The organism is Cardinium endosymbiont of Culicoides punctatus (assembly GCF_004354815.1).
In the GTDB taxonomy this organism is placed as follows: Bacteria; Bacteroidota; Bacteroidia; order Cytophagales; family Amoebophilaceae; genus Cardinium.
Window position 1 is genome coordinate 13,193 of the sequence record NZ_QWJI01000002.1, and the last position, 24,082, is coordinate 37,274.

Below are 24,082 nucleotides of genomic sequence, written 5' to 3' on the forward strand. Positions count from 1 at the left end.
CGTCTCGTTTCAAGTTGCTCATACACTCCCTGGGCAACTTGATAAAGATTTGTGCATATATACATTAAGATGTTATACGATTGGGATGCGTTGCCACAAACTGAGACCAATTTTTAACTTTATTAGCTGTTGCTATACGTTGTTGGCTATGGCATAGGGCTACTGCTAGAGCATCTGAAGCATCTAAGGGTACAGATGCTATAGATATGCCCAATAGATGACTAACCATAGCAGCAACCTGCTCTTTAGAAGCATTGCCTTTTCCAGTAACAGACTGTTTTACTTTACGAGGTGCGTATTCTGTGACGGGAATTTCACAAGCCAATGCTGCTGCAATGGCCACGCCTTGTGCCCTACCTAACTTGAGCATGGATTGCACATTTGCGCCATGAAAAACAGCCTCAATAGCTACCTCATCTGGAGTGTATTTGTGTAATAAATCCATCATACTTGTATAAATATGGCGCATTTTTAACATATGTTCTCTATAGTTTTTTAATTGAAAAACACCATATGTTACCAGTTGGGTATCACTACCTAAGCTGTTTTCTTTGATAATACCAAATCCCATAATGACACTTCCCGGATCCAGTCCTAAAATAATTTTTTCACCCATAATAGCACAAATTAAAAAGAAGATGTGATAAAAAAAAGGATAATATCTACATCAGACTTTTTTCGAAGCTAATTTTCAGCCCTATAGTTGAGGACTATTATAACATGGAGTTACATAATGCGTTTCGAAAGAAATCTATTTAAACCACCAACATCTCATATATGTTTTTCTGCATGATAAGAAGAACGTACCAGTGGACCTGATTCTACATAAGCAAAGCCACGTTTAAGTCCCTCTTCTTTGAAATGCATAAACTTATCGGGATGAACAAACTCCACCACCTCAAGATGTTTTTTTGTGGGTTGTAGGTATTGGCCTAACGTTAAAACATCTAATCCATTCTCTCGCAAATCATCCATAATTTTGTAAACCTCATCATCTGTTTCTCCCAATCCAAGCATAATTCCTGATTTTGAACGTTTACCATACTCTTTAATACGTTTAAGTTGTTCTAAACTTCGCGCATAATTTGCTTGAGGACGAACGGTTCTATAAAGCCTTGCTACAGTTTCCATATTGTGAGACACAACTTCCTGTCCAGCACTAATCATTCTTTCAAGCGCCCACCAGGTTCCCCGAACATCTGGGATCAAAGTCTCTATGCTTGTTGTAGGACTCAAAGCTTTGGTTTCCAGAACCGTCTGGTGCCAAATTTCCGCACCACGATCTTTAAGCTCATCTCTATTGACTGAAGTGATTACAGCATGTTTAACGCCCATAAGATGAATGGCTTGAGCAACCCGTTTGGGCTCTTCTTTGTCATAAAAAGTAGGTCTTCCAGTAGCTACAGCACAAAAAGAACAACTACGGGTGCAAATATTGCCTAAAATCATGAAAGTTGCCGTACCCACGCCCCAACATTCTCCCATATTGGGGCAATTACCACTGGTACAAATCGTATGTAGCTTGTGTTTATCTACAATATCACGTACGGCTGCATAATGTTTTCCTGTTGGTAATTTAACGCGTAACCAGTCAGGACGTTGTTTCTTTTCAGTTAGCTCGGTAGACACTTTATGTTTTATTTGTAAATTTAAGAGCAAAGAAGCATACATGCTTTGTCGCATCCCTATACCCATTACTTCTTAAAGATATCGAAATTTATACAAAATATTAACCGATGTTACGTGATGGAGTAATGGTTAAAATATGATATTATATAAATATTTCCGATATTCTGATCTGTTTTTATTATGATTATGAATACAATCAAAAACAATGCTAAATATATTTATATATAGCATTATTGACTATTAGATGAAAATGAATGCGCAAGCTAACGTACAGCCAAAATTTTTAATAGAAATGCCATAATTAATTGTTAATCAATTGTAAAAAATTACATTTTTTAGTGCAGAATGTCGGATACATTTTGTGATTAGCCAATCAATACACAGCATCACATCGGATTACTCCTTTATGTTCTTAACACAATAAACTACTACCAGAAAAACATAACTATTAATTAAAATTCTTTAGATACGTATCCTTATCCATAGAGGGTATTTCATTAGGTGCAGCGATTAATCCATATATAGCAGCTTCTTGTTGTTTAACATAAGCCCAAGCTTTATCACCATAACTATAATGCCACCATTCGAATCCATAATTAATAAATCCAGCTTGAATTGCTGCATGGAGTAATATTAATCTATTCTCTCGTTGTTTTTTACTTGTTTTTTCAGAAAATGTTTCATGTTGGTTCTTGGCAATACTACATGTTCCCATATCCATTAGTTCCTCACGTTGACCATTAATAACAAAAAGCATCATATCAATTGCAGCACCCGTAACATGGGGCGGAATATTATCAATAAAAGGCGATACATATTTTGAAGCTTCTTGATATGCTATTTCTTTGTTTTGTACTTTACTTAAAATCTCTCTAAATTTCCTATCAAAATATTGTTTTTGTTTGCTTAATGGCCTAAATGCTTCAAAATAGGCAATGCCAACATTTTTTGGTAAAAAATCTAGCATAGCCAGTAGTTTTTTATATACCCCAAGTCTAACATGCGCATAGCCACTGTGTTTTTTTTGAGGTCGTTTATCAAAACTTATGGTTGATTTAATTCTTGGATGATTTACCACAAGCAAATCAATGAGTACTTCGTCACAATCTTGTATGGGAATTGTCTTTACCCGATCATCTGCAATAGGCAGATACAATACGTTGGTAGAGATTTTTGAGTTTACGACCGGAATAGACCAAGGAGCCTTAGCTTCCTCTGCAGATGCTGTTGTCTTACACATTATTGCAAAAGCAATAACAATCAATAAGTTAAGATTTTTTTTTAGTATCATACTATAAAGCTTACGCGAAAAATTTTTATAACAGAAAGACTGTAAGTTTGCTTATAATTACTCATAGAATCTTTACTTTTATAGTTTAGTGGTCGGGGCGAGAGGATTTGAACCTCCGACCGCATGCACCCCATGCATGTGCGCTACCGGGCTGCGCCACACCCCGTTCTGTAAAATTATACACGCTAAATCTATTACAATGCTAGCATTGCTACTTATTTACATTTATTTGTATACTAGATGTAAAACAAGTCTACATCAAAAATATAAAAAATTAACTTAGATAAAAACTGACTACTGGAGTAAAAGAAAATGAATCAACCGTTTGTCTACATCACAGCTTTTCACTTTTACTTTTACCATGTCGCCCAAACGGTAACTTTTTTTATGACGCGTGCCAACAACTCGGAAATTTTTTTCGTCAAAAATATACTCATCATCAGAAAGATCTGATACTCTTACCATGCCTTCACATGCATTGGATATAACTTCTATATAGATACTCCATTCTGTGATACCACTAATAATACCTTCAAAAACCTCATCCCTTAGATACTGCATAAATTCCACTTGCTTATACTTTATGGATGCCCTTTCTGCATTTGCAGCAATACCCTCTCGTTCTATAGCATATTGACATTTTTTTTCATAGGTATCAACGTCATAAATCCATTCACCATTTAAGTATTTTTTTAATAGACGATGAGCCAATAAATCTGAATACCTTCGAATGGGTGAGGTAAAATGGCTATAATGAGTAAAAGCTAATGCAAAATGAGGATCTGGCTTCGTAGTGTAAAGGGCTTTAGCCATGGAACGGATGGCAAGCGATTGAATAATATTTTCCTCTTCTTTACCTTTTATTACCTCTTCTAATTCATGCATAACTTTAGCAACTGGTCTATTTCCCACATTAATCTTATATCCCAGTTGTCGTACAAAAGAGAAGAAATCATTGAGTTTACATGGATCTGGATGGCCATGCGTTCTATATATAAAGGTAGGACCAAGCTTTTCAGATTTTTTCTTCATTTTAGCCACATAAGTTGCGACTTCTCTATTGGCTAGCAACATAAATTCTTCTATCAACTTATGGGTATCTTTACGGATCTTAGGCATAATTTGAAGTGGTTTACCATTTGCATCGAGCTTAAATGACAGCTCTCTTGTTTCGAAATTGATCGCTCCTTTTTTAACACGTTTTGTTCGAAGCTGTTTAGCTAAATGGTTCAGTTGCGTAAGTTCTTGATAAAAATCGCCTGCTTGTCTATCAATTGTTTCTTGCGCATCCTCATAGGAGAATCTTCTATTAGAATGAATAACTGTTTCACCAAACCATTGATCATAGATATTTCCACGATCATCCAACTCAAAAATGGCTGAAAAAGTTAATTTATCTTCGTTAGGACGTAAAGAACATAATTCGTTAGAAAGCAACTCTGGCAGCATGGGAATACAACGGTCTACAAGATATACAGATGTATTTCTCGCATAAGCTTCCATATCTAATAACGTATCTGGCAAAACATAATAACTTACATCTGCAATGTGAATACCCACTTGGTAGCGACCATTAGTTAATCTTTGATAGGAAAGTGCATCATCAAAATCTTTTGCATCTGCAGGGTCTATGGTAAAGGTGGGGACTTCCCTTAGGTCGTTTCTGCGTGCTATCTCTTTCGTGGGAATAGCCATAGGCAAATCCTTAGTGGCATTAAGCACATGTTCTGGAAATACATCATTTAATCCGAATTCCACCATTACTGCATGCATCTCTACTTCATGGAGACCAGCTTGTCCGAGATGTTTGACAATTTTTCCGGATAATTGGTTATTCTTATCAGGAAAGGAGGTTAATGCAATAACCACTTTATCATTTTCTTGTAGTTTTAGTAAATGTCCCTCTTCTATTGCAACTAAGTATGATGCGTGTCTTTGATTGAAGACAGCTGTCAATTGTTCTCCAGATAATGATGTGATTCGTCCAATAATTGGTGCCGTATTACGTTCTATAATTTCCACTACGATTCCCTCTGGGCGCTTGCGACGTCCATTTGAAAGTAAGCGAACTTTGACTAAATCTTTATCTAGTGCAGATAACATATTTTTTTGAAGAACCAATATATCTTTTGGATAATCAGGAATAACGATATAGGCATATTCGGTTCGTACGTAGTCTACTCGACCTATTAAGTCAATGTGATTATGCAAAAATAGATAACGTCCTTGGCTTATTTTTTTGATTTTACCTTGTTGTAAAAGATCTAATAAGTTTTTTCTTAATTGTATTCTTTCTGACTTCGTTTTAATGTTTAGAGAAGCACGAAACTGTTGTGTCGTATAGGTACAATTCGGGTCCTCCATTAATATCTTTAGAATCGATTCAACGTAATTTAACACTTTCTTTTTGTTTTTAACTTTGATCGGTATTTTAGGCATGGATACAGATTTTAGGCATTATATGTTTGTCAATGTTCTAGGAAGAAGAAAGTTACGGCAAATAGTTGATAAAACCCAGATGGTACTATCGTCACACTATTATTTGGGATAGGTAACAAGTAATTTGAGGATCTATTTAGGTAACTTATAATCATATTATTTCTGATAAAATCTATTAATTTTATCAGAATCTTTTAAAGAATTGTTGTTTTTTCAGGATAAAAATACTATATTGCAAGTAGCGTCTTGTAAATTATTCTAAAGTTTTTAAGATGCTTTTGCTTTGCTATCATTTAACAGGAATCTAAAATTAAGAAAATTTAATTAGACGTCTGAGGTCTGTAGGTATATTTAATTATAATATTTTGTGATTATATTCTCATGGACAGAGTAGTAAAATGGGTTAATCCAATCAAAAGATCTGGATTTATCAATTCACTAATAAGTGAAAATGGTAGAAGTAAAGAAGTTACTAGTAATGTTAGAATTTTTGATGTGTAACAGCATATTGAAAGTCTTTAAAAATTAAAAATCGTACTTTGAACAACACTTTTCAAAATTACAACTTGCCATCAGCTCTATTAGGAGCGCTGGCAAGAATGCAGTATGATACGCCTACTGCAATTCAAGATCAAGTCATCCCAGTGGCCTTAACGGGTCAAGATATTCTGGGATCTTCCAAAACAGGCAGTGGAAAAACCGCGGCTTTCTCTATACCTGTAGTTGCACAGCTTATGAACGAACCTGGAGCAAAGGTATTGGTATTAGCTCCTACACGAGAACTTGCGGAACAAGTAGAAGGGGTTATGTCAACCATGGCTAGTGGTTGTAAACATTTACGTACTGCATTATTAATAGGTGGAGAACCTATTGGGAAGCAATTAATGCGTTTACGGTCACATCCTAACGTTATTGTGGGAACGCCTGGTCGTGTCGAAGATCATTTGTATAGAGGCTCATTACATATCAATGATACTTCTTTTCTAATATTAGATGAGATTGATCGTATGCTGGACATGGGATTCTCTATTCAAATCGATAAGATTATCAAACGGCTACCCGTTGAACGGCAAACTTTAATGTTCTCGGCTACATTAGATAGAAGTATTGAAAAACTTGCAAGGGCCTATTTAAAAGACCCAGCACGAATTAATATAGAAATTGATGATAATGAAGAAAAAAACATTAAAGAAGAGTGTCTTTATGTTTCAGAATCAGATAAGTTTGATATTTTAGTAAAACAACTTAATGAACGTGAAGGTTCTATTATCGTTTTTGTAAAAACTCAGATAAAAGCGGACGATGTTTGTTATCAATTACAAGAGGCTAACTATAATGCCCAGGTAATCCATGGCGGATTAAAACAATACCACCGAAAGAGAGTGATAGAAGATTTTAGAAATCAACGTTATTCTATTATCGTCGCAACAGATGTGGCTGCAAGGGGTCTAGACATTGATCATATTAAACATGTAATCAACTATGACTTTCCACAAACAGCGGAAGACTATACGCACAGAATTGGTAGAACTGGGAGGGCCGGTGCAACGGGTTTTGCATTTTCTATGATTGCTTCTTCTCAGGAAAAAAGACTCTGGAGTATTATTCACAATGAACCAGTAGAAAGAGAAACGAGAAGGCCATTAAGGCGAGAGGGAGAAGCAAGACCCAATCGGCTTAGGTCATCCTATCCTTTTACGCCAAGAAAGGACTATTCAAACTATAATGAAAATTAAAGCTCTTAAATTTTCTTTTAGAACCAACGTGCATTTGTGCGTTGGTTTTTTTAGTTGTTCGATGAGCTGTACATGAAATTATTTCTTCCAATAATTGTATTACAGGGATTTTTCATTTTTAGTTGAAAGTTGTATATAGACTACTCCATAATTTTGCCTGAAAAAGAGACTTCTTTAGAAGCTAATTTTCAGCCCTATATTTGTTGATAGAAATAGAATAAAATGGGGTTGCATCATATGTTTCAAAGGAAGTCCAATCTTTAAAAGTTCGTGTTTTAGAGCATAAATGGTCCTATTTTTCGTCAATGCATGTGCATGCCATAACAATTCCAGCTATTATTGAAGTAAAATAATATGTTTATGTTGTGCTTTGGCATTTTTATACGGACATTTCCCTATTCTTGTTACTTGTTTAACTTCACGGTGATATTGTTCCATCTGCCATCTGAAATTGCATGCTTTTGTAGTTTTTTCAGTTGTACGTATTGCTTCATCTAGAATGATCAACTATTCCTAGTTATTTGAAAACGTTTTTATATCTTTATATCGTAACTAAAACATAGCCTGATCTGTCTTCATGGGAGATAGTGATACACTTGTTACACGTATCGCTGATGTAGCCTTCTTTACTATTATTGCCTACATGGCTCATTAAGACATATCCGAGCAATAAAAAATAATTATCGATTAATTATCATGAATAAATTAATTTTAACAGCGTTTTGTTTTATTTCTTCAGTTTTTTTTGCTTGTAAACAGCAAAAACTTGGTATGGATCCTGTACACTATTCAAGTGATGAAGAAGATCGCATATATAGTGATATAGTACCAGTACCACCAGCTGGAACCAAACAACTTGTTTCTTTTGATTATGCTATTAAACACCTTTTAAGAAGTAAAACAGACTATGAGATATTAGAAAGCTTTATTTCTTCTATACTTACTCATTATGGTGGACCAGAGATAGAAATATTAGAACTTCTTGAGAGTGAAACTAATAAAGGAAGTAAAAAAGACAAGGGTTCTTTGGTAGATATGCTTGTAAAAGATAAATATGGAAATAAGTATATAGTAGAGATAGAACGTAATATTAAAAGATCTTTTTTTCATAAAGCACTTTATACAACTTCACGTACTATAGTTGATTCACTTGCTGCAGGTATGGATTATTCTACTATCAAAAAAGTATACCATATCAATCTTTTATATTTTACGCCAGATAAAAATATGTCGTCATTATGTAGGGGAAAAACTATATATCATAACATAAATAATGAAGAAATTGATATTCTTTTGGAATTAGATGAAAGAGATAGGAATGGTAATAAAATTATAGTTCATGCAAGTAATATAACACCAGATTATTTTATAATATCTATTCCGGAATTTGAAAAAAGAGAATCAACTAATGCTTTGGAAGATTGGTTTTATATACTTAAAAATGATACAGTTCCTGAAATTGAACATTTGCCTCAATCATGCATAAAGAAAATTGAAAATAAATTAACTTATTTAAAACTTCCAGAAGAAAAGAAAAATGCTTATCAGCGTTACATACTAAGACGAACCGAAAAACAAATCGACATGAATAGAGCTAAAGAGGAAGGTAGAGAGGAAGAACGAATAAAGAATTTTAAGAAAAATCAGGAAAGGAAAAGAAAAATAATTGAAAAAGTGGTAAAAAAAGGATTGAGTAAAAATAATCCCATTGATGTTATCAGGAAAAAAGCAAGATTAGCAATAAACAATGTATTTAGCGACTGTTCTGATATAGATGAAGAATTTGATAGACAAGCTAAAAAACTTCGCACAGAACAACCAGAAGAATAAATACTTAGAACTTACATTGAGATACCCCCATTGTCTAAAAAGATGGGTCTTTTGAAAAAACGTAACTACCCAGGTACCTTTTTTGAAGTTTATAAAAATTACTGATTGTTAAATGGAAATATTTTTATCAATTTTAATATTTTGGAAAATGTGCTACCAAAATTTTTACACGAATTTTGTATTTCATTACAAATCAACTATAAAAACAACAACTGTTGTATGTAGAACATAGGGTACCTGGGTAGTTACGAAAAAACCCTGCCCATGCTATAAAATCATATAGCTCAATTCTATACTTTGCAACTCCTTGCAGTAATGTATGATATGCTAAAAACATATACAACAAAAAAATCAGATATGAACCTTTCTGCTAATAAAAAATGGCGCAAAGGATAGCTTACCTGTTGCGTAAGCCCTCTAAAGGTAATACAGATGATTGCAAAAGGTTCATTCAGCCCTAGTAAGGTAAACGTACAAGGGAAACTATGGCCTATTTTGTATGACTCGATAAACAAATATTGGATAGTTTAAGAAAAATAATTACATTAAAATATAGACCAGGTGAAATAAGCTTTTTGTAATGAAAAAACGCTGAGGTAAGGGAGGTATTCAACCCCTAAATTTATTTAGTAAGTTAGGGAATTTTTAGGGTATAAATGTAAGTAGTAGCAGTAGCTACTTAGAACTATTATACGTACATGTAGACTAACTATACATCTTTGTTGCAAAATGATTGTATGTTACTTATATGTACTTGTGAATATTTTTCCAAAACAGCCAAACAATAAGCAACATTTTACATGAAAAAAACAAATACATTCGAGAGAAAAAAAATCAGTAATTTGGCACTTGCTTTTTTCTCCATGCTGTTTTATTTCTTTTTTTTGTTACCAGATGTAACCAACGGAAATGCTATCGATAGCAAACATGCTACAAATTCCACCACAATACGTGAGACACGTAATACAATGGAAAAAAAAAATATGGTTAACCAGAAACCAGATAACAATGACAATAATAAAGTGCAGGAAAACATTTTAGATGACTATAAAAATATAAAAGATTTTTATGCTTATGATCCTGTTACTCAGGAATGGGTTCAAATTAAATCATTTAAAATTATACAAGATTATCAACAAGACCATAAACCAGATCTAGCAGCTACCTTAGAAAGCTATATGGCCTTTTGGGCCTATAATGCTACTGACCAAGGCTGGTATAAGGTTAGTCTTATAAAATATTTGCAACAAACCGACACCCAGCAAACCAATGTCACAATCAATGATGACTCTGCTACTATTTCTATCAAAAAACAAGTCCTATCGGACAATAGAAATGAGTTAAATAGCCCATCTAATGATGAATTATTGGAAGAATTGCTGGGTGTTCACACGCCTACTGCTGATCGTACTGCTCCGATGGGAGATCGCATGTGGTGGTCAAACTTTTCTTTTGATTTTACGCTTGGCACCGGAGCTGTTTTCTACCAAAATAGTTTGGTAAATATGGGTTTTATAAAAAAATCATCACAAGAATGCTTCTTGATTACGAATGGTGGTGAAATGTATAAGCAAAACTGGTTTTATCATACGCTTAACCGTGTTCATAAATCTGGTGCAAAGGGTATTTCCATTTTACCTAAAAACAATAATATATCATTTAAAGGTAAAGGATGGGCAATTCCCATTACACTGGGTGTGCAATATACTTTTTGGGAGCAATTAATCGTTGGTGTAGGTAGGGAACTCATATTTAATTACACGACTAAATTAGTTCATAGTAATACTTCTACAACATTATCCTTACATAAAACATGGTCAGCTCAAGGCAGATGGTTTGCTAAATGTGGCTGGTACTGTTTTAACAATGAATCCCATAGACTTTTTGTAGATATTCGGTTATTTTATGTACACCATTTAGGTAATATGTTGCGCAAAACAATAACATTTGGCTCTTATTTGCATCAAGCAGCTGCCTACAATATTGGCTTTGGCTATGAGCAACAATTTACAGATTGTTTTTCATTAACCTCTCGCTTTGCTGTAGAATGGCAGCGTTTTAAACAATTTGCGGGTCAGTCTTCCTATAACATTGTTTACAGCCAGCCAGCTATCTATGTACAGGTTGGATTATCCATGCAGTTGCCTCAATCCAGCGGTTGTGCATCGTTACAGAAAAAGACGATAAAGTCTTCCAAACGTATAAAAAGCAAAACAAGTCAGTCCCCAGCGTTAACAGAAACACAAGACTTGCTGGATAGCAATTGACCTTCATTTTTCGCATGCCCCTTTTCTTTCCTAAAGCTATGCATTGCCTTCGTGTACATTATATTTTTGCATTAAGATGGGCTATGCTATGCTACTGAACAAAGTATAATACATTTTAAAACTTAAAAATAATATAAAATCATTGTTTTTAAATAGTATATTCCGTATAATTGGGCACAGTGTTCTATATTTTGGGAAACTTGGGTTTAGATATCCGTTTTTGATTCTCGATTGCTAGAACAGGCTAAAGAAATGGGCTTGAACCTTGTTAATCTATTTTTCTAAAGATTTCATGGAGAAACCATTGAAATAGATATGGTAATTTAACAACAATATTAAACTATTGCTATTATGAAAATAAAAATAACACTATTAAGTTGGTTGGTAGCAAATGGCATAACGCATGCTGCATATGCTGATGATAAACTCAATCAAGATGAATCAGCTTCTGAGACATTCATTATAAATGAAGGGGAGCAACAACCAGCAGATACGCATAAAGAACTAAAAGAAAAAGAAGAAGGAGAGGAAGAAGAAGCAGATAAGGGAGAGCCTACACGTTTTAAGGTTAGTGGTTCAATTAAAATGGATCCTTCTATTGCTATTCAAGATAGTGAAATTACTTCTAAGAATCAGGTAGCTGCAACATTAACCTGTAAGGCAGATGTCCCAAAGGTATTATGTGACAAGGATGCAGCAATAAACATAAGTGCCTCTTTTAAGAAAGAGAAGGTTACATTGACGGGAGCTACTGTAACACTAGCAAAGATGCTAACAGTAGGGTATACGAGTAGTATTTTGGCAAATAAGGAAGCCAATACTGCATCCTTGATAAGTGCAAAAATTTTTCAAATAAAAATGGAGCATGCTTTTGATTGGTTTAGGCTTGGCTATGCCGTTGAAAGTCCTGTTGTATTGCAAACAGGGAAATTCGATAAAAATGCGCCACTGATAGATAAAAATAAACCTGCAAAAAAAGATCAGCCTAAACCAATTACATTGGATAAAAAAGAGGATGTAACTTCCCCTCTTAATTTTAAGTTAAAAGGTACTTCCCCCACTTTTGGATTAAGCTTAGGATTGGTTACCGATCGGGTTGATATTGGGTTAAGTGGTTTGGGTAGATTTACAGATTATACCCATAAAGACGTTAATGATACGCAACCGAAAGAAAAGAAAGAGTATCTACTTACTTGGGGAGGTAATTTAGGTATTCAGTATAAAATAGTACCTAAGCAATTTACTATTAAAGGGCAGGCCACTTATGTTCGTGGTTTAGGAGACTATCTGGCTGGATTTAAAGCGATACAAGGTAATGTGCGGAAAGAAATGTGTGCCGTTTACTATACGGAACCAAGTAAAAGTGATTTGTTTTGTATAAATGCCTATGGTTTTGGAGGGGATGTAGAATGGTGTATCACACCTAAGTTTACTTTTTCCGTTTCGGGTGATTACATTACTACGGTAAAAGATGCAGATAAACCAGGTATCGCTTTTGGCAGTTCATGGAGTGTGAACCCAGAAATGAAATACAAACTTAGTAAACGTTGGACTGTTTCAACGAAATATACGCTGTCCAAAGAAAATAAAGTAGACTCCAAGCTCTCTGAAGGCGTGGAAAATAAGATTGGAGGAGGCATAAGTTTTAGCTTCTAGTGTGCTATAGCAGCTGGATTAGATGCAGCTAAGTGGAAACTTGAAAAGTGTTGCTTGCTTCTATTTGGGATTTTTATAGTTAAAGTAATAGTTTCTAGATGGTTTATATGCAAGCAACACTTTTTCTATGCTAATAGGAGTAGACCTGTTAGGTAATTTATCGGCCTACTGAATTAGCCTAAAAAATCCACTCAAAAATCCATTTTTTATTATAAAATGACAAAAATATACTGTTTAGTCCTTATTTTTTGGTCATTTTTGTGCAAATACTAATGTGTAGCAGTCTGAGTTTTTGACCGGCTTACTTATGCAATAGGTTTAATGACTATATTAGTTCCATGGATACATAGTTTATTAACCTTAAAAATAATAGCGTCATGTTAGAAAAGCCTTTAATATCCTTTGATTATGCGATCAAGTATTTGTTAAGAAATAAAGGAGATTATGATATTATAGAAGGCTTTATTTCCGCTTTACTGCATACCAGAGGCTATAAGCCAGTTAGGATAAATGCCTTATTAGATGGAGAAAGCAATAAGGAGGCTGCTGATTTAAAAAGGTCTATAGCAGATTTAGTAGTAGAAGATATAGATGGCAATAAGTATATCGTAGAAATTGAACGGGCTTTTACCTTACACTTTATGCATAAGGCCTGTTTTAATAGCTCCAGGTTGGTAGTAGATAGTATTTTTGGTAATCAAGACTATACAAGCATAAAGAAGATTTTTCATATCAGTATTTTATATTTTGCTACCAAAGAATTAAACCAACCGATTTACCATGGTAAAACCATTATCCATAGTATAGATAAAGAACATCCTGTAGATATGCGTATCGTTAACCAAGGGTTAATTGCCTATGAGCATCATAATGTATTTCCCGAATACTTTTTTATATCTGTACCTTCCTTTAATAACGTTATCCATAATGAAATAGATGAATGGTTGTATTTTATGAAACATTCAGATGTAGGTCAAGACTTTAAGTCTCCCTATATGCAAAAGGTAGCTGATCGTCTGAATGTACTTAAGATGGATACAGCAGAACGTAATAACTATTATTATTATGTAAAAAAAGCCATAGAAGCCGATGATACCCTTTCCTCTGCAAAAATAGAAGGAGAAAGGGTTGGTATAGAAAAAGGCGAAAAGATTGGAATAGAGAAAGGTAAACAAGAAGGCGAAAAGATTGGTTTAGAGAAAGGTAAACAAGAAGGCGAAAAGATTGGTTTAGAAAAAGGCAAACAAGAAGGCGAAAAGATTGGTCTAGAGAAAGGTAAACAAGCAGCACTTCATGCTACTGCCTTAAAGATGCTAACATTAGGTATGGATATAGATACCATAGCAAGTATTACCATGCTTTCTAAGGAAGAGATATATGCTATTGTTAAAGATAATGGTGGTAGCTTAAATATATGATGGTATAAATCATTGATATAGAATATTTTCTATTTATAATAGTAATTGCTACTATATAAATAGACAAACTGCTTGGACGACTTAACGCCATATAATTTAGGCCATCGTCCTAAAATTTTACTAAATTAGTAGCGTTAACAACTAAAGTTTAACTATGAATGTTTTAGACATTTTATTTATCCTACTACTTACCTGGGGAGGGTATAATGGATTTAAAAAGGGCTTTGTTTCAGAGTTGGTTACATCTTCGCTATTGGTATTTGGATTAATTAAAGGGGCAACCATGTTTTCTATCCTACTGCCTATTACGAGAAAATATTTCCCATTTTTATCCACAGCTGCCCCCATATGTCTAGGGATTGTAATGTTTTTGATAGGAGGTGGTATCATTTTACTGCTTAGTAAAATGATTAAAGCCATTTTACACGTTACCTTTTTAGGTATTTTTGATAGTTTATTGGGCGCATTCTTAGGGATAACAAAGTTGGCATTTTTTATAAGCCTGTTAGCTTTTTTAGGGAATTATACAGCATCCACTACTTTTTTGAAGCCCTATATGAATAATAGCACATTATTCCCAGTATTGGAGCCGATTGTCCCTAAAATTTTGCAATCTATTTCTACAATACCTGTGCCACATCATGTGCATATAGAAAATATTCAAAATCATGGATATAGATAAAAGTACCAAAGAAACAAATTGTATATTTTGCGATATTGTGGCTGGCAGGGCTCCTTGCCATAAAGTATGGGAAGATGCAGGCTACTTAGCCTTTTTGTCAATATTTCCCAATACAGAGGGATTTACTGTTGTAATACCCAAGCATCATCTCAGTAGCTATATCTTTGATCATTCCTTAGATGAAATCTACTCACTAATGAGGGCTGCTAAACATGTTTCTTCCATATTGGTTAATAAATTTACAACGGTAGCTAGAACGGCACTTATATTTGAAGGTTATGGTGTAAATCATCTACATGTTAAACTCATTCCACTCCATGGTACAAAAACAGAACACTGGAACCAGATGACCTCTACCATAAAAAACAAATTTGAGACATATCCTGGCTATATTTCTTCACATGATGCAGAACGTGAATCAGACGAAAAGTTAGCCGCATTAGCAGCCTTCTTAAGAGGTTAGTTGGCTTATCTGGTACATGTTTTGTTCAAAATTATATTGAAATATATTACAGAAGTGATCATAAGACGTCACGCTTAATTAGCATAGTCTTAATAGCTTGTTCATATACTGTTGTTACCTCTTCCATATGCTTAATGGTTATACCCAAGTTTGTAAGTATCCCATTTTTAAGGCTATAAATAAGTCCATAGACTGTAAGCATTTGATTTTTTGCCCAAGCCTCTTGAACAATAGTTGTTTGGCAAACATTTATAGTTTGCTCAATGACATTCAATTTGCATAGAAGATCCCATTTCTTATGCTCTGTTTCTATTTTTTCAAAATGAGTAGCATATTTCTGTTTGATATCTTGAACATGACGCAGCCAGTTATCTGTTAATCCAACACGATCACCATTTAAAGCAGCTTTTATGCCACCACAACCATAATGGCCGACAACCATAATGTGTTGGATTTTCAGTATATCTACTGCATATTGTATGACAGATAAACAGTTTAAGTCAGTATGGATTACAAGATTTGCAATATTGCGATGCACAAATATATCTCCAGGCAAAAGCCCTACAATTTGATTTGCTGGCACCCGACTGTCAGAACACCCAATCCATAAGTAATGCGGTGCTTGTTGTGTTGCTAATCTGTTAAAGAAATCTGGATCTTCTTCTTGAATAGCAAGAGACCATGTTTTGTTATTTTTAAGCAGTTGATCAATCATAATTAAAAAAAGGAATATTGGATTTTTTATATTCCAGAAAAATTATAGACCAATGAGTCTATATAGCTCCCATATTACTATAATTTTTTGACTTTCAAAACACATCAGTTAAATCTATGCGTTGTATGTAGCATATAGTTAAACACTATATGTATACACCACTAAAGTGCAATACCTATGTTTTATTTGCACCAATATTTTTTATATAGCTTCTTATTGAAGCCATTTTTACATTTATATCGGTTAGGTCTTCAAAGCTGTTTCCTGCAGCGTATTTGTTTGAAATAATTAACTACTTATACTTATTATTAAGAATAACAAAATAAACTTAATTTCAATGATTTATATCATAATAAATTTAAATCACCATCCAATTTGTTTTTTTATAAATTATTTGTTATTCTATAGTTAAGCACTTATGATGATAGGTGTTTAAATGTCTTTTACAAGGGGTAAAATTATGGGTATCTGTAAAAATTATTATAGATTCCACGTGTTTGGTTTTATATATATTTTTGGAATAGCTGAGTTCTAAATTGGGCCTTGAAACATCATTAAAATAAATTCTAACAATTTCTACTACTAATTACTATGAAGAATCATACAAATGGATTACAAAATAAAAAATATAATCTCTGGTTAAAAGGCATAATAGCTTTGTCTTTATCCATTGCGTTACAATCTGATATGTGTGGGGGTAAATCAGGTGGAACAAATGGAACTGAAATACAAGACAATAATTCACTCTATCGTGCTATAAAACACCAAAAAGATCCAAAAATGGTTCAAGATTTATTGAACGATGGTATAGATTGTAATAATATCAGTAGATCTAAACAAGACAAAAATTCCCTTCTGCTTGCTCTAGAAGAAAAAAAGAAATCTATAGTAGAAATTTTGTTAAAGCAAGACAAGATAGATGTTACTAGAACAGACCAAAGCACAAAGGCCACACCATTGCATTTAGCCATCTCAAATGGGTGGGAAGATATAGCAATTGAATTAATTAATAAGCTTTGTTTACCAGACAATAATATAGACAAAAATAGTGATACAAACGCGAATGGTCAGGTAGTTCCATATGATCCAGAACACAAAAAGAAGCAATTAGCGTTATATTCGAAAGATCTTAAAGGTAATACACCATTGCATTTAGCAATTCAAGGAAAGCGAAAAAAAACAATAGAATTATTGGTTCAAAAACTTTATATAGGAGCACTATCCTTGAAAAATGAAGAAGGTCTGACACCATTGCATTTAGCAATTCAACAAAAGCTAAAAACAGTAGTTAACCTATTGGTTACAAAACTCCCTATAGAAGACTTCGTTTTACAAGATGCTAAAGGTAGAAATGCACTCCATTTTGCTGCGCGGGGTAACGATAAAAACCTATTTAAAGCGTTATTTGACCGTATAGCAAATTTAGATAAAACTAAAGTTCATAGCATCCTATTTGCAAAGGATGGTAAAAATGGTCAAGGACGTACCGTATTTGCACGGGCTTATATGCCAGAACATGCTAGTGCATCTAAGATATTATCTTTGAATGAGTCTGATTTTAGAATGTTTGAATATATTCTTACTACTACAAAAGATTGTTTGAGTAAAGAAGAGCTAACAACCATCTATAACGAAATTGAGCAGCATAGTAGCAGACTAAAACCAGAATATAAACTAAAATTACAGGGAATAGTAAGTCAAGGGATAGTGGGTCAAGGGATAGGAAATACCAACAATGCATCTACCCTTCCACAAGCATCGATCAAGATTTGAGCTTAGCCATATATTACTGCTATATTTGCCTTTAGGGCATGCGTTAGGATTTAGATGCTTTATAGGTAAGATCTAGGATTTAGCGTATGCCCTAAATGGTATTTAAATGATAGCCAATGGTTTACTAATGGAAGAAAAGTGGAAATACTTCCTGCAGCAGTTTGAAATGTATTTGCGTTTAGAACGTGCTCTTGCTGAAAATTCTATAACCGCTTATACCGCAGATATCCAGAAGCTAGCAATCTTTTTACAAAGACAAAAAATTTCTCCACTTACCACTACCCCTACCCATATCCATGAATTTTTAGCTGCTTTGCATCATGTGGGCATGAAGGCAACAAGTCAAGCTAGAATACTTTCTGCACTACGCACTTTTTATCAATTTTTATTGACAGCTCACCATATCGCTGAAGACCCTACACAACTGATAGAAAGCCCCCAACTAGGACGGTATCTACCATCTGTTTTATCTGTCCATCAAATTGAATCTATGTTCAAGGCCATAGATCTCTCTACGCCTAATGGAATACGTAATAGAGCAATGGTAGAAACATTATACAGCAGTGGTGTTCGGGTATCTGAACTCACTGCCTTAAAATTAAGCCATGTCTACTTTGAAGAGGGCTTTTTACGTGTAATAGGTAAAGGCAATAAAGAACGCCTTGTGCCTATTGGTGCTGTGGCATTAAAATACATTAAACGGTATATAGAAGAAGTCCGTTCGCAGATGAACATACAAATGGGTCACCTAGATTGCCTTTTTTTAAACCAACGTGGAAAAATGCTCACTCGGGTGATGATTTTCTTAATCATAAAAGCGCTTGCAAAAAAAGCTCAGGTAGATATGGACGTTGGCCCGCATGTTTTCCGACACTCTTTTGCTACCCATTTGGTCGAAGGAGGAGCAGACTTACGGGCTGTACAAGAAATGCTAGGCCATTGTTCTATAACTACTACTGAAATTTATACCCATTTAGATAGAAATTATCTAAAACAGATTATACAAGATTACCATCCAAGAAGTATGTCAAACACCGAAAATAAGCATAAAAGCATAAAATAAGAGCTATTACAGCAGGGTGTTCTATGAGTGTCTAAATAACCTTGGGAAACTTTGATAGTAGATCTATAACTATGGTTATTTTGGAGGTACCTTAGCTCCATATGATTAAACCCACATTCCGCACCAAAAAATGCAAATCTTACAATTATTTTATAATTGATTACTAATAATTTTTATAATTGTATAGTAATATACTTTCATAGCCAAAGTAAAACTTTGTACAGAGTATAAGTTTTAGAAACTACTAATTAGTAATAATTTTTTGCTTTACTATTGTATGGTAACTTTTTATTTAGTATAATAAAGAAGCAAACCTAATCATTCATTATGAAATGAGTGTTTCATTAAACAATATATTCTACAAAATGTTGTTTTTGAAGTAATATTAAATAGTTTTGATGTTATCAATTGATCTTAATTTAATTAATAAGAATCTAAAAAAAGGTGCGGAATGTGGGATTAAACCACCAAGAAATTGCTATGGATCAAAGTTGGAAAAAGCCTAACCTATGATTATCTTAGTTAGCATATTAATGCTTAATGCCAAACGCATTTTTAACGAATTGTTTATCCAATTTAGGTTTCTTTTGCTATAGTTTAACCAGAGGCAAATATGTCTACCAATCATCATATTATTCTAAGAAGCCGTATTGAAGTTACTACTGATAATCTTGCTGATAGCAAGACTATTCAACAAATTGTAAATAAAGTGCTGGAACGACGTATTACACCCATATTAGAAAAAATATTTTCTAAACATGTTCCACATGATGTAGTAATTCATCTAGATAAACTGGTTATCACCGCAGGAGACGTAGATATACAAAATCTTAAACAAGAACTTCCCAATCGAATAGAAAAATCACTGATGTCTGCGCTAAAAGAAGAAATAGCAAAAATAAGTCGAAACCCTACTGCACATCAAATAACTCCACTACCAGAAGCAAAATTAGAAGCTATAAAACATTACCTCTCAGAAGGTAATTTTGCTTGGTGGATGACAGAAAAATCTGAATATCACATAGAAAAAACATATCTAGAATTGCTCCATAATGCGCCTGTATATATAGAAAAATTTTGGCATAATCTACCCAAAAAAGCAAAATCTATTCAACGTTGTGTTACATGTTTTTCAGAAACTACTATAGAACATACAGTTAGCCTTTTATTAAAACGACCTATAAATGATTTTATACCTATTATAGCAGAAGTTGAATCATTATTATATAACACACGTATATTAGCAGATGGACCATACACACCACACAAACAGTTACTTACAGCAGCCTTAATGGGTTTAGTCCATCAACAAAACCTGATAGTAGACCGTACAGGTTTTCTAAAAATGTTACTTAAACAGATAGCTATAACAAAATCTATTGGTTATGAAAATGTCTTAGAAAAGCTGCATAACTACTGCGAACAACCAGAAATAAAATCTCGTAATGCGCATTCCAAAGAATTGATTGCAACCTTACAAGATCTTGCTATAACAACATCAACATCCAAGGGGCAGATAATACAACAACAAGGGTTTATAATCAATGAGTTAGATAAAATAGGACGTGGTGCCATTGCTTCCCATCGGTTATTAGAGGTAATCCATAACATTAAAGCACAACTATCCAAACCATTCGTACGTGACCTAGTAAAGAGCTGGCTTAAGGAAATAAAAAACAGAAAACAATTAGCAAAAAAACTACCAGATGCTCTTTTTATTGAATTGATAGCATCTATAGATCCTACCATTGTACCCATATTTTCTCATGTTGCTAACATACTATTAGATACTACTCCTGCTCCTATGCAGACTACCTTATCCCTAAAAGAGATGACATTGACTCATTGTGCTTTTGGATATCCTAAAGTGATTTTTTTTAAAAAAATTAGAGAAACATTTCATACACTCTTTGCGCAGGGCATTATAGATAAACAGCATTTAACAAATGCACTGAGCAGCTCAAAAGAGCATTATGTTCCAGAAGTACAAGAGATGGTCACACAGTGGACTTCTGAAATGGTTATTACAGATGCGGCTAATTCCCCTAACGCTGCTGATCACAAAACATATGTAAAACAGTACATGAACACAGAGACAATTACTAAAACATTTGTGCATAGTATGTTACTAGAAACATTAACCATCCCAGATTGGGAGAAAAAAGCATATATTGCTCAATTAAAGCCTGATCAAAAAGAAAAATTCATACAGATACTAGAGCAAGAGCCATTTTCTGAAAATTTACAGATGGTTAAAAATAATTTTTTATCCCTTTTAGCGGAAGCGCACATGGTACCTGAAAGCAATGATCTAGATATAGAATCTATACATCACATAGGTATAAAAAATCAGGATAGTGCATCTCCTTTTTCTTTAGAAAATGTAGTAACTTTTTTAACCAGTGGTGAGCTTCCTGAATATCAACAAGTTCCAGCCTATTTCATAGCAAAGAGCCTTAAAATGGCAGATCCTCAGAAAATATATGATCAATTGATTGGCCTATGTCGAGATCAAACTATGCTTAAAAAATTGATTCAACATGCTACAGAAGAAATCTTGCATAAATTGGTTGAAATATTTATTCCTTTTTCAGCACAAACACTAGCTGCTTTAGAAGCCATAGTTATCCAATCAAAATTACTACATCATAGCGCAGAACAGACAGATATTCGTTTAGCCAAAGAGCTATTGATTACAGCAGCCATTGCCCATAATCCACCCACTACAGAGGAGCAATACATAGAGCGTATTGTAATGCATCTTGGAAGCCATACCCAACTAAATTCTGTAATATTATGTGACCAATTGATCCATCTTTCAGGAGAAAAACAAGAGCCTCATATCGTAGAAACGCTTACCATATTTAAAAGTAAATTATCCTTATTGAAATTAAATACGATTGATGAAGTAGACCTGATATTTTTGCCTACAAACGAATCATATGAAAATCAACTGGATAGCAAAGCATGGACTATTTACCATCATACATTACTTCCAGCTATCAAAGCTATAGCACGGGGTGATGTTTACCAAGACTATCCATCAAAAATCACACAATTGGCTGCCCACCATTTACCAATGATTTCTAAGACATTATTGACGCATATTACCACATCTCTTGTGCAAGATATTGAAAAAACGATTCAACAAAAACGCACGCGTATTGAGCAAATTTGGAACCTGTTTTTACATACAGGCATGCTCAGTACCTACGAAAATGAAACTACGCTATTCAAGGATGTAATGGAGCACCAACCTTCTTTCTCTCTAACACAGGTAGTAGCTAAAAAGCATGTATGCCAAAGGCTTATTGCCCATTTTACCCATGCACAACTTATCTTATTGGTTAAAAAGTATAGTCCTGTCGGAGCAGAGATAACCAATTACATACAGAGTAGTTATCAACTATGGTGTGCAACACAAGGTTCTATAGGACATAAAAATGATACAAAAGCCATATTTTGGACTGCTGTGTTGGAAACGCTACCTAACGTTCATACGGCATTCAATAAGTCTAACTGGATAGAGCAGGTCATTAATAAAATAAGCAATGCCTTAGAAATAACATCCCCAACATTGCTGCAAACATTTAACATGATGATTAAAGATTCTGCAAGTAATATGGAAACACAACCACTTGCGGGACTATTAAATGACCTTCAGGAAAAAAAATATACATCTCTTCAAAAAGAATCTATTCAAGCTGGCTCCGGAAGCCCGATTTTAGAGAAACTCCATTTATTACTCAATGGTGGACTTACTACTTTTTCTGGGCAATATAATTTTACAATCAACGAGTTAGAAAACGAGTTGATACAATTTATTGCAGATAGCCCATCAAAATTTTTAACCATGTTAAAAAATCAGGGTCATCCATCCACCATTGCTAGACGCATTACACATTATTTTAGCAGTAAAGTCAATATAAAAATTATAAAGCTTTTAGCAAAAGAGCAATATACTTTTGTAAAAACCTATCTAAGTTTATTCCAGAATCTTTCTCTTCATGAATTAGGCAAACGGTTTCATTTACCAACATGGGAAAAAGAATTATCTATTGCTGTTATGGACTATCTACTTACAACAGATCGCATTGAGGAAACACATTTTTTGCAAACTACCCTAGCCAATATTTGCTATGATCAGGAAGTAATAAACAAGATTATTACTACCGTTTTACGGAAAAATGCTATTAACCAAGAAGAAAAAAATATCATGGCTATACTTAAGCCGATGCTTAAAGAACCATTTCACAGATCACCTTCTGTTGGAGCAATAACTCCTAAAAATTTTAATGATCAACATTCAGAACTGGAAGAAGCAACTTATTTCATTTTTAACAAACAAAGAACGCAGAAAAAAACAACCCGCTTAAATAAGGAAGTTCGGGTTTATATTAAAAATACCGGACTGGTTTTTTTATCTCCTTTTTTATTCGAGTTTTTTAAGCAACAGCATCTTATGGGAGGCAATCAATTTGCTTCTCAGCAAGCAGCGCATAATGCGGTCTATCTATTGCAATATTTGGTTACTGGGAAGCTAAAAAGTCCAGAATGGCAGCTTACACTTCCTAAATTACTTTGTGGACTCTCTTATGATGAAGTATTACTTCCTTATCATCACATAGATACAGCAGATACAGGATATATAGAATGGTTAGGAACCTATGCAGAAAATGACACTGATGAGTACGAAGAAGACATACAGCAAAATGCCAGCAAAGAAAACAGTCAAGCGTGTTATGAAGAAAAGCCAAAAGAGTCTACTGAAGAGATCGTAGCAATAGCTAGTCAAGCACTTATTGAAAAAGTGACAAAACGTTGGACAAATTTAGAAGATCTCAGTAAAAAAGCCCCTTTTGAGGGTGGCATTACACCTGACTTATTTAGAAAATATTTTTTAAATAGAATGGGTATATTATATAGAGTCGCTTTCGATGAGTCAACTGAACCTATATCTTGGCATTTAACCATTATGTACCAAGATGATGATTTGGACTTGGTACCGCCATGGTCAACCAATAAAATTAAATTGCCTTGGATGCAAGAAGAAATAGTGCTATTTTGGATGCCCACTTAGCATTTTACTAGGGGATTTTGGAAAAATTGTGTAGAATGTT

General features: G+C 34.0%; 15 protein-coding genes, 1 tRNA gene and 1 pseudogene. 10 read left to right on the plus strand and 7 right to left on the minus strand.

Annotated elements, in window-relative coordinates; all coding sequences use genetic code 11:
* Positions 1 to 64: 64 nt before the first annotated feature.
* The 5 genes from ruvC to rnr form a co-directional block, all read right to left on the minus strand.
* Complete coding sequence (gene ruvC / locus CCPUN_RS00480) at positions 65 to 616, minus strand: crossover junction endodeoxyribonuclease RuvC (RefSeq protein ID WP_133281632.1); 552 nt, start codon at positions 614 to 616, stop codon at positions 65 to 67.
* Positions 617 to 771: 155 nt separating this feature from the next.
* Positions 772 to 1,683, minus strand: a complete 912-nt coding sequence (lipA, locus tag CCPUN_RS00485) for a lipoyl synthase (protein ID WP_240034333.1) — start codon at positions 1,681 to 1,683, stop codon at positions 772 to 774.
* Between the two features lie 394 nt (positions 1,684 to 2,077).
* The gene (locus CCPUN_RS00490) at positions 2,078 to 2,920 is read right to left on the minus strand and encodes a M15 family metallopeptidase (RefSeq protein WP_133281634.1); all 843 of its coding nucleotides are present in this window, start codon (positions 2,918 to 2,920) and stop codon (positions 2,078 to 2,080) included.
* Between the two features lie 89 nt (positions 2,921 to 3,009).
* Positions 3,010 to 3,086, minus strand: a tRNA-Pro gene (locus tag CCPUN_RS00495).
* A gap of 128 nt (positions 3,087 to 3,214) precedes the next feature.
* Positions 3,215 to 5,359, minus strand: coding sequence for a ribonuclease R (rnr, locus tag CCPUN_RS00500; protein WP_133281635.1), 2,145 nt, complete (start codon positions 5,357 to 5,359; stop codon positions 3,215 to 3,217).
* Positions 5,360 to 5,898: 539 nt separating this feature from the next.
* Between rnr and CCPUN_RS00505 the strand changes: the two genes are divergently transcribed.
* Positions 5,899 to 7,095: a DEAD/DEAH box helicase gene (locus CCPUN_RS00505; protein WP_133281636.1), complete on the plus strand. Its 1,197-nt coding sequence runs from the start codon at positions 5,899 to 5,901 to the stop codon at positions 7,093 to 7,095.
* Positions 7,096 to 7,269: 174 nt separating this feature from the next.
* Here CCPUN_RS00505 and CCPUN_RS04880 read toward each other — a convergent pair.
* A pseudogene (locus CCPUN_RS04880) lies at positions 7,270 to 7,602 on the minus strand (hypothetical protein); the annotation flags it as partial.
* 189 nt (positions 7,603 to 7,791) lie between these two features.
* Between CCPUN_RS04880 and CCPUN_RS00510 the strand changes: the two are divergent.
* The 6 genes from CCPUN_RS00510 (at position 7,792) to CCPUN_RS00535 (ending at position 15,411) form a co-directional block, all read left to right on the plus strand.
* Positions 7,792 to 8,925: a PD-(D/E)XK nuclease family transposase gene (locus CCPUN_RS00510; protein ID WP_133281637.1), complete on the plus strand. Its 1,134-nt coding sequence runs from the start codon at positions 7,792 to 7,794 to the stop codon at positions 8,923 to 8,925.
* An 800-nt stretch (positions 8,926 to 9,725) separates the two neighbouring features.
* Positions 9,726 to 11,192 carry a hypothetical protein gene (locus CCPUN_RS00515; protein ID WP_133281638.1) on the plus strand — a complete coding sequence of 489 codons (1,467 nt, stop codon included), beginning with the start codon at positions 9,726 to 9,728 and terminating at the stop codon, positions 11,190 to 11,192.
* Between the two features lie 351 nt (positions 11,193 to 11,543).
* Positions 11,544 to 12,848, plus strand: coding sequence for a hypothetical protein (locus CCPUN_RS00520; RefSeq protein ID WP_133281639.1), 1,305 nt, complete (start codon positions 11,544 to 11,546; stop codon positions 12,846 to 12,848).
* 377 nt (positions 12,849 to 13,225) lie between these two features.
* The gene (locus CCPUN_RS00525; protein ID WP_133281640.1) at positions 13,226 to 14,266 is read left to right on the plus strand and encodes a PD-(D/E)XK nuclease family transposase; all 1,041 of its coding nucleotides are present in this window, start codon (positions 13,226 to 13,228) and stop codon (positions 14,264 to 14,266) included.
* Positions 14,267 to 14,420: 154 nt separating this feature from the next.
* Positions 14,421 to 14,948: a CvpA family protein gene (locus tag CCPUN_RS00530; RefSeq protein WP_133281641.1), complete on the plus strand. Its 528-nt coding sequence runs from the start codon at positions 14,421 to 14,423 to the stop codon at positions 14,946 to 14,948.
* Positions 14,935 to 15,411: an HIT family protein gene (locus CCPUN_RS00535; RefSeq protein ID WP_133281642.1), complete on the plus strand. Its 477-nt coding sequence runs from the start codon at positions 14,935 to 14,937 to the stop codon at positions 15,409 to 15,411. The genes CCPUN_RS00530 and CCPUN_RS00535 overlap by 14 nt, the downstream gene beginning before the upstream one ends.
* Before the next feature lie 58 nt (positions 15,412 to 15,469).
* On the opposite strand, the gene can is transcribed toward CCPUN_RS00535, so the two are convergent.
* On the minus strand, positions 15,470 to 16,126 hold the full coding sequence (can, locus tag CCPUN_RS00540; protein ID WP_133281643.1) for a carbonate dehydratase: 657 nt from the start codon (positions 16,124 to 16,126) through the stop codon (positions 15,470 to 15,472).
* A 591-nt stretch (positions 16,127 to 16,717) separates the two neighbouring features.
* Here can and CCPUN_RS00545 point away from each other — a divergent pair.
* The 3 genes from CCPUN_RS00545 (at position 16,718) to CCPUN_RS00555 (ending at position 24,042) form a co-directional block, all read left to right on the plus strand.
* A complete protein-coding gene (locus CCPUN_RS00545; RefSeq protein ID WP_133281644.1) occupies positions 16,718 to 17,899 on the plus strand; it encodes an ankyrin repeat domain-containing protein in 1,182 nt (393 codons plus the stop codon).
* Positions 17,900 to 18,026: 127 nt separating this feature from the next.
* Positions 18,027 to 18,962, plus strand: coding sequence for a site-specific tyrosine recombinase XerD (gene xerD / locus CCPUN_RS00550; RefSeq protein WP_133281645.1), 936 nt, complete (start codon positions 18,027 to 18,029; stop codon positions 18,960 to 18,962).
* Between the two features lie 613 nt (positions 18,963 to 19,575).
* Entirely contained in the window at positions 19,576 to 24,042 is a 4,467-nt protein-coding gene (locus tag CCPUN_RS00555; RefSeq protein WP_133281646.1) for a contractile injection system tape measure protein, read from the plus strand.
* The last annotated feature ends 40 nt before the right edge of the window (positions 24,043 to 24,082 follow it).

What these genes read in the sequence shown, in the direction of transcription:
- CCPUN_RS00510 (WP_133281637.1), top strand. Translation starts at nt 7,792, where the DNA reads ATGAATAAATTAATTTTAACAGCGTTTTGTTTTATTTCTTCAGTTTTT.
- CCPUN_RS00530 (WP_133281641.1), top strand. Translation starts at nt 14,421, where the DNA reads ATGAATGTTTTAGACATTTTATTTATCCTACTACTTACCTGGGGAGGG.
- CCPUN_RS00525 (WP_133281640.1), top strand. Translation starts at nt 13,226, where the DNA reads ATGTTAGAAAAGCCTTTAATATCCTTTGATTATGCGATCAAGTATTTG.
- ruvC (WP_133281632.1), bottom strand. Translation starts at nt 616, where the DNA reads ATGGGTGAAAAAATTATTTTAGGACTGGATCCGGGAAGTGTCATTATG.
- CCPUN_RS00555 (WP_133281646.1), top strand. Translation starts at nt 19,576, where the DNA reads ATGTCTACCAATCATCATATTATTCTAAGAAGCCGTATTGAAGTTACT.
- CCPUN_RS00545 (WP_133281644.1), top strand. Translation starts at nt 16,718, where the DNA reads ATGAAGAATCATACAAATGGATTACAAAATAAAAAATATAATCTCTGG.
- CCPUN_RS00520 (WP_133281639.1), top strand. Translation starts at nt 11,544, where the DNA reads ATGAAAATAAAAATAACACTATTAAGTTGGTTGGTAGCAAATGGCATA.
- CCPUN_RS00535 (WP_133281642.1), top strand. Translation starts at nt 14,935, where the DNA reads ATGGATATAGATAAAAGTACCAAAGAAACAAATTGTATATTTTGCGAT.
- CCPUN_RS00490 (WP_133281634.1), bottom strand. Translation starts at nt 2,920, where the DNA reads ATGATACTAAAAAAAAATCTTAACTTATTGATTGTTATTGCTTTTGCA.
- xerD (WP_133281645.1), top strand. Translation starts at nt 18,027, where the DNA reads ATGGAAGAAAAGTGGAAATACTTCCTGCAGCAGTTTGAAATGTATTTG.
- CCPUN_RS00515 (WP_133281638.1), top strand. Translation starts at nt 9,726, where the DNA reads ATGAAAAAAACAAATACATTCGAGAGAAAAAAAATCAGTAATTTGGCA.
- can (WP_133281643.1), bottom strand. Translation starts at nt 16,126, where the DNA reads ATGATTGATCAACTGCTTAAAAATAACAAAACATGGTCTCTTGCTATT.
- rnr (WP_133281635.1), bottom strand. Translation starts at nt 5,359, where the DNA reads ATGCCTAAAATACCGATCAAAGTTAAAAACAAAAAGAAAGTGTTAAAT.
- lipA (WP_240034333.1), bottom strand. Translation starts at nt 1,683, where the DNA reads ATGCGACAAAGCATGTATGCTTCTTTGCTCTTAAATTTACAAATAAAA.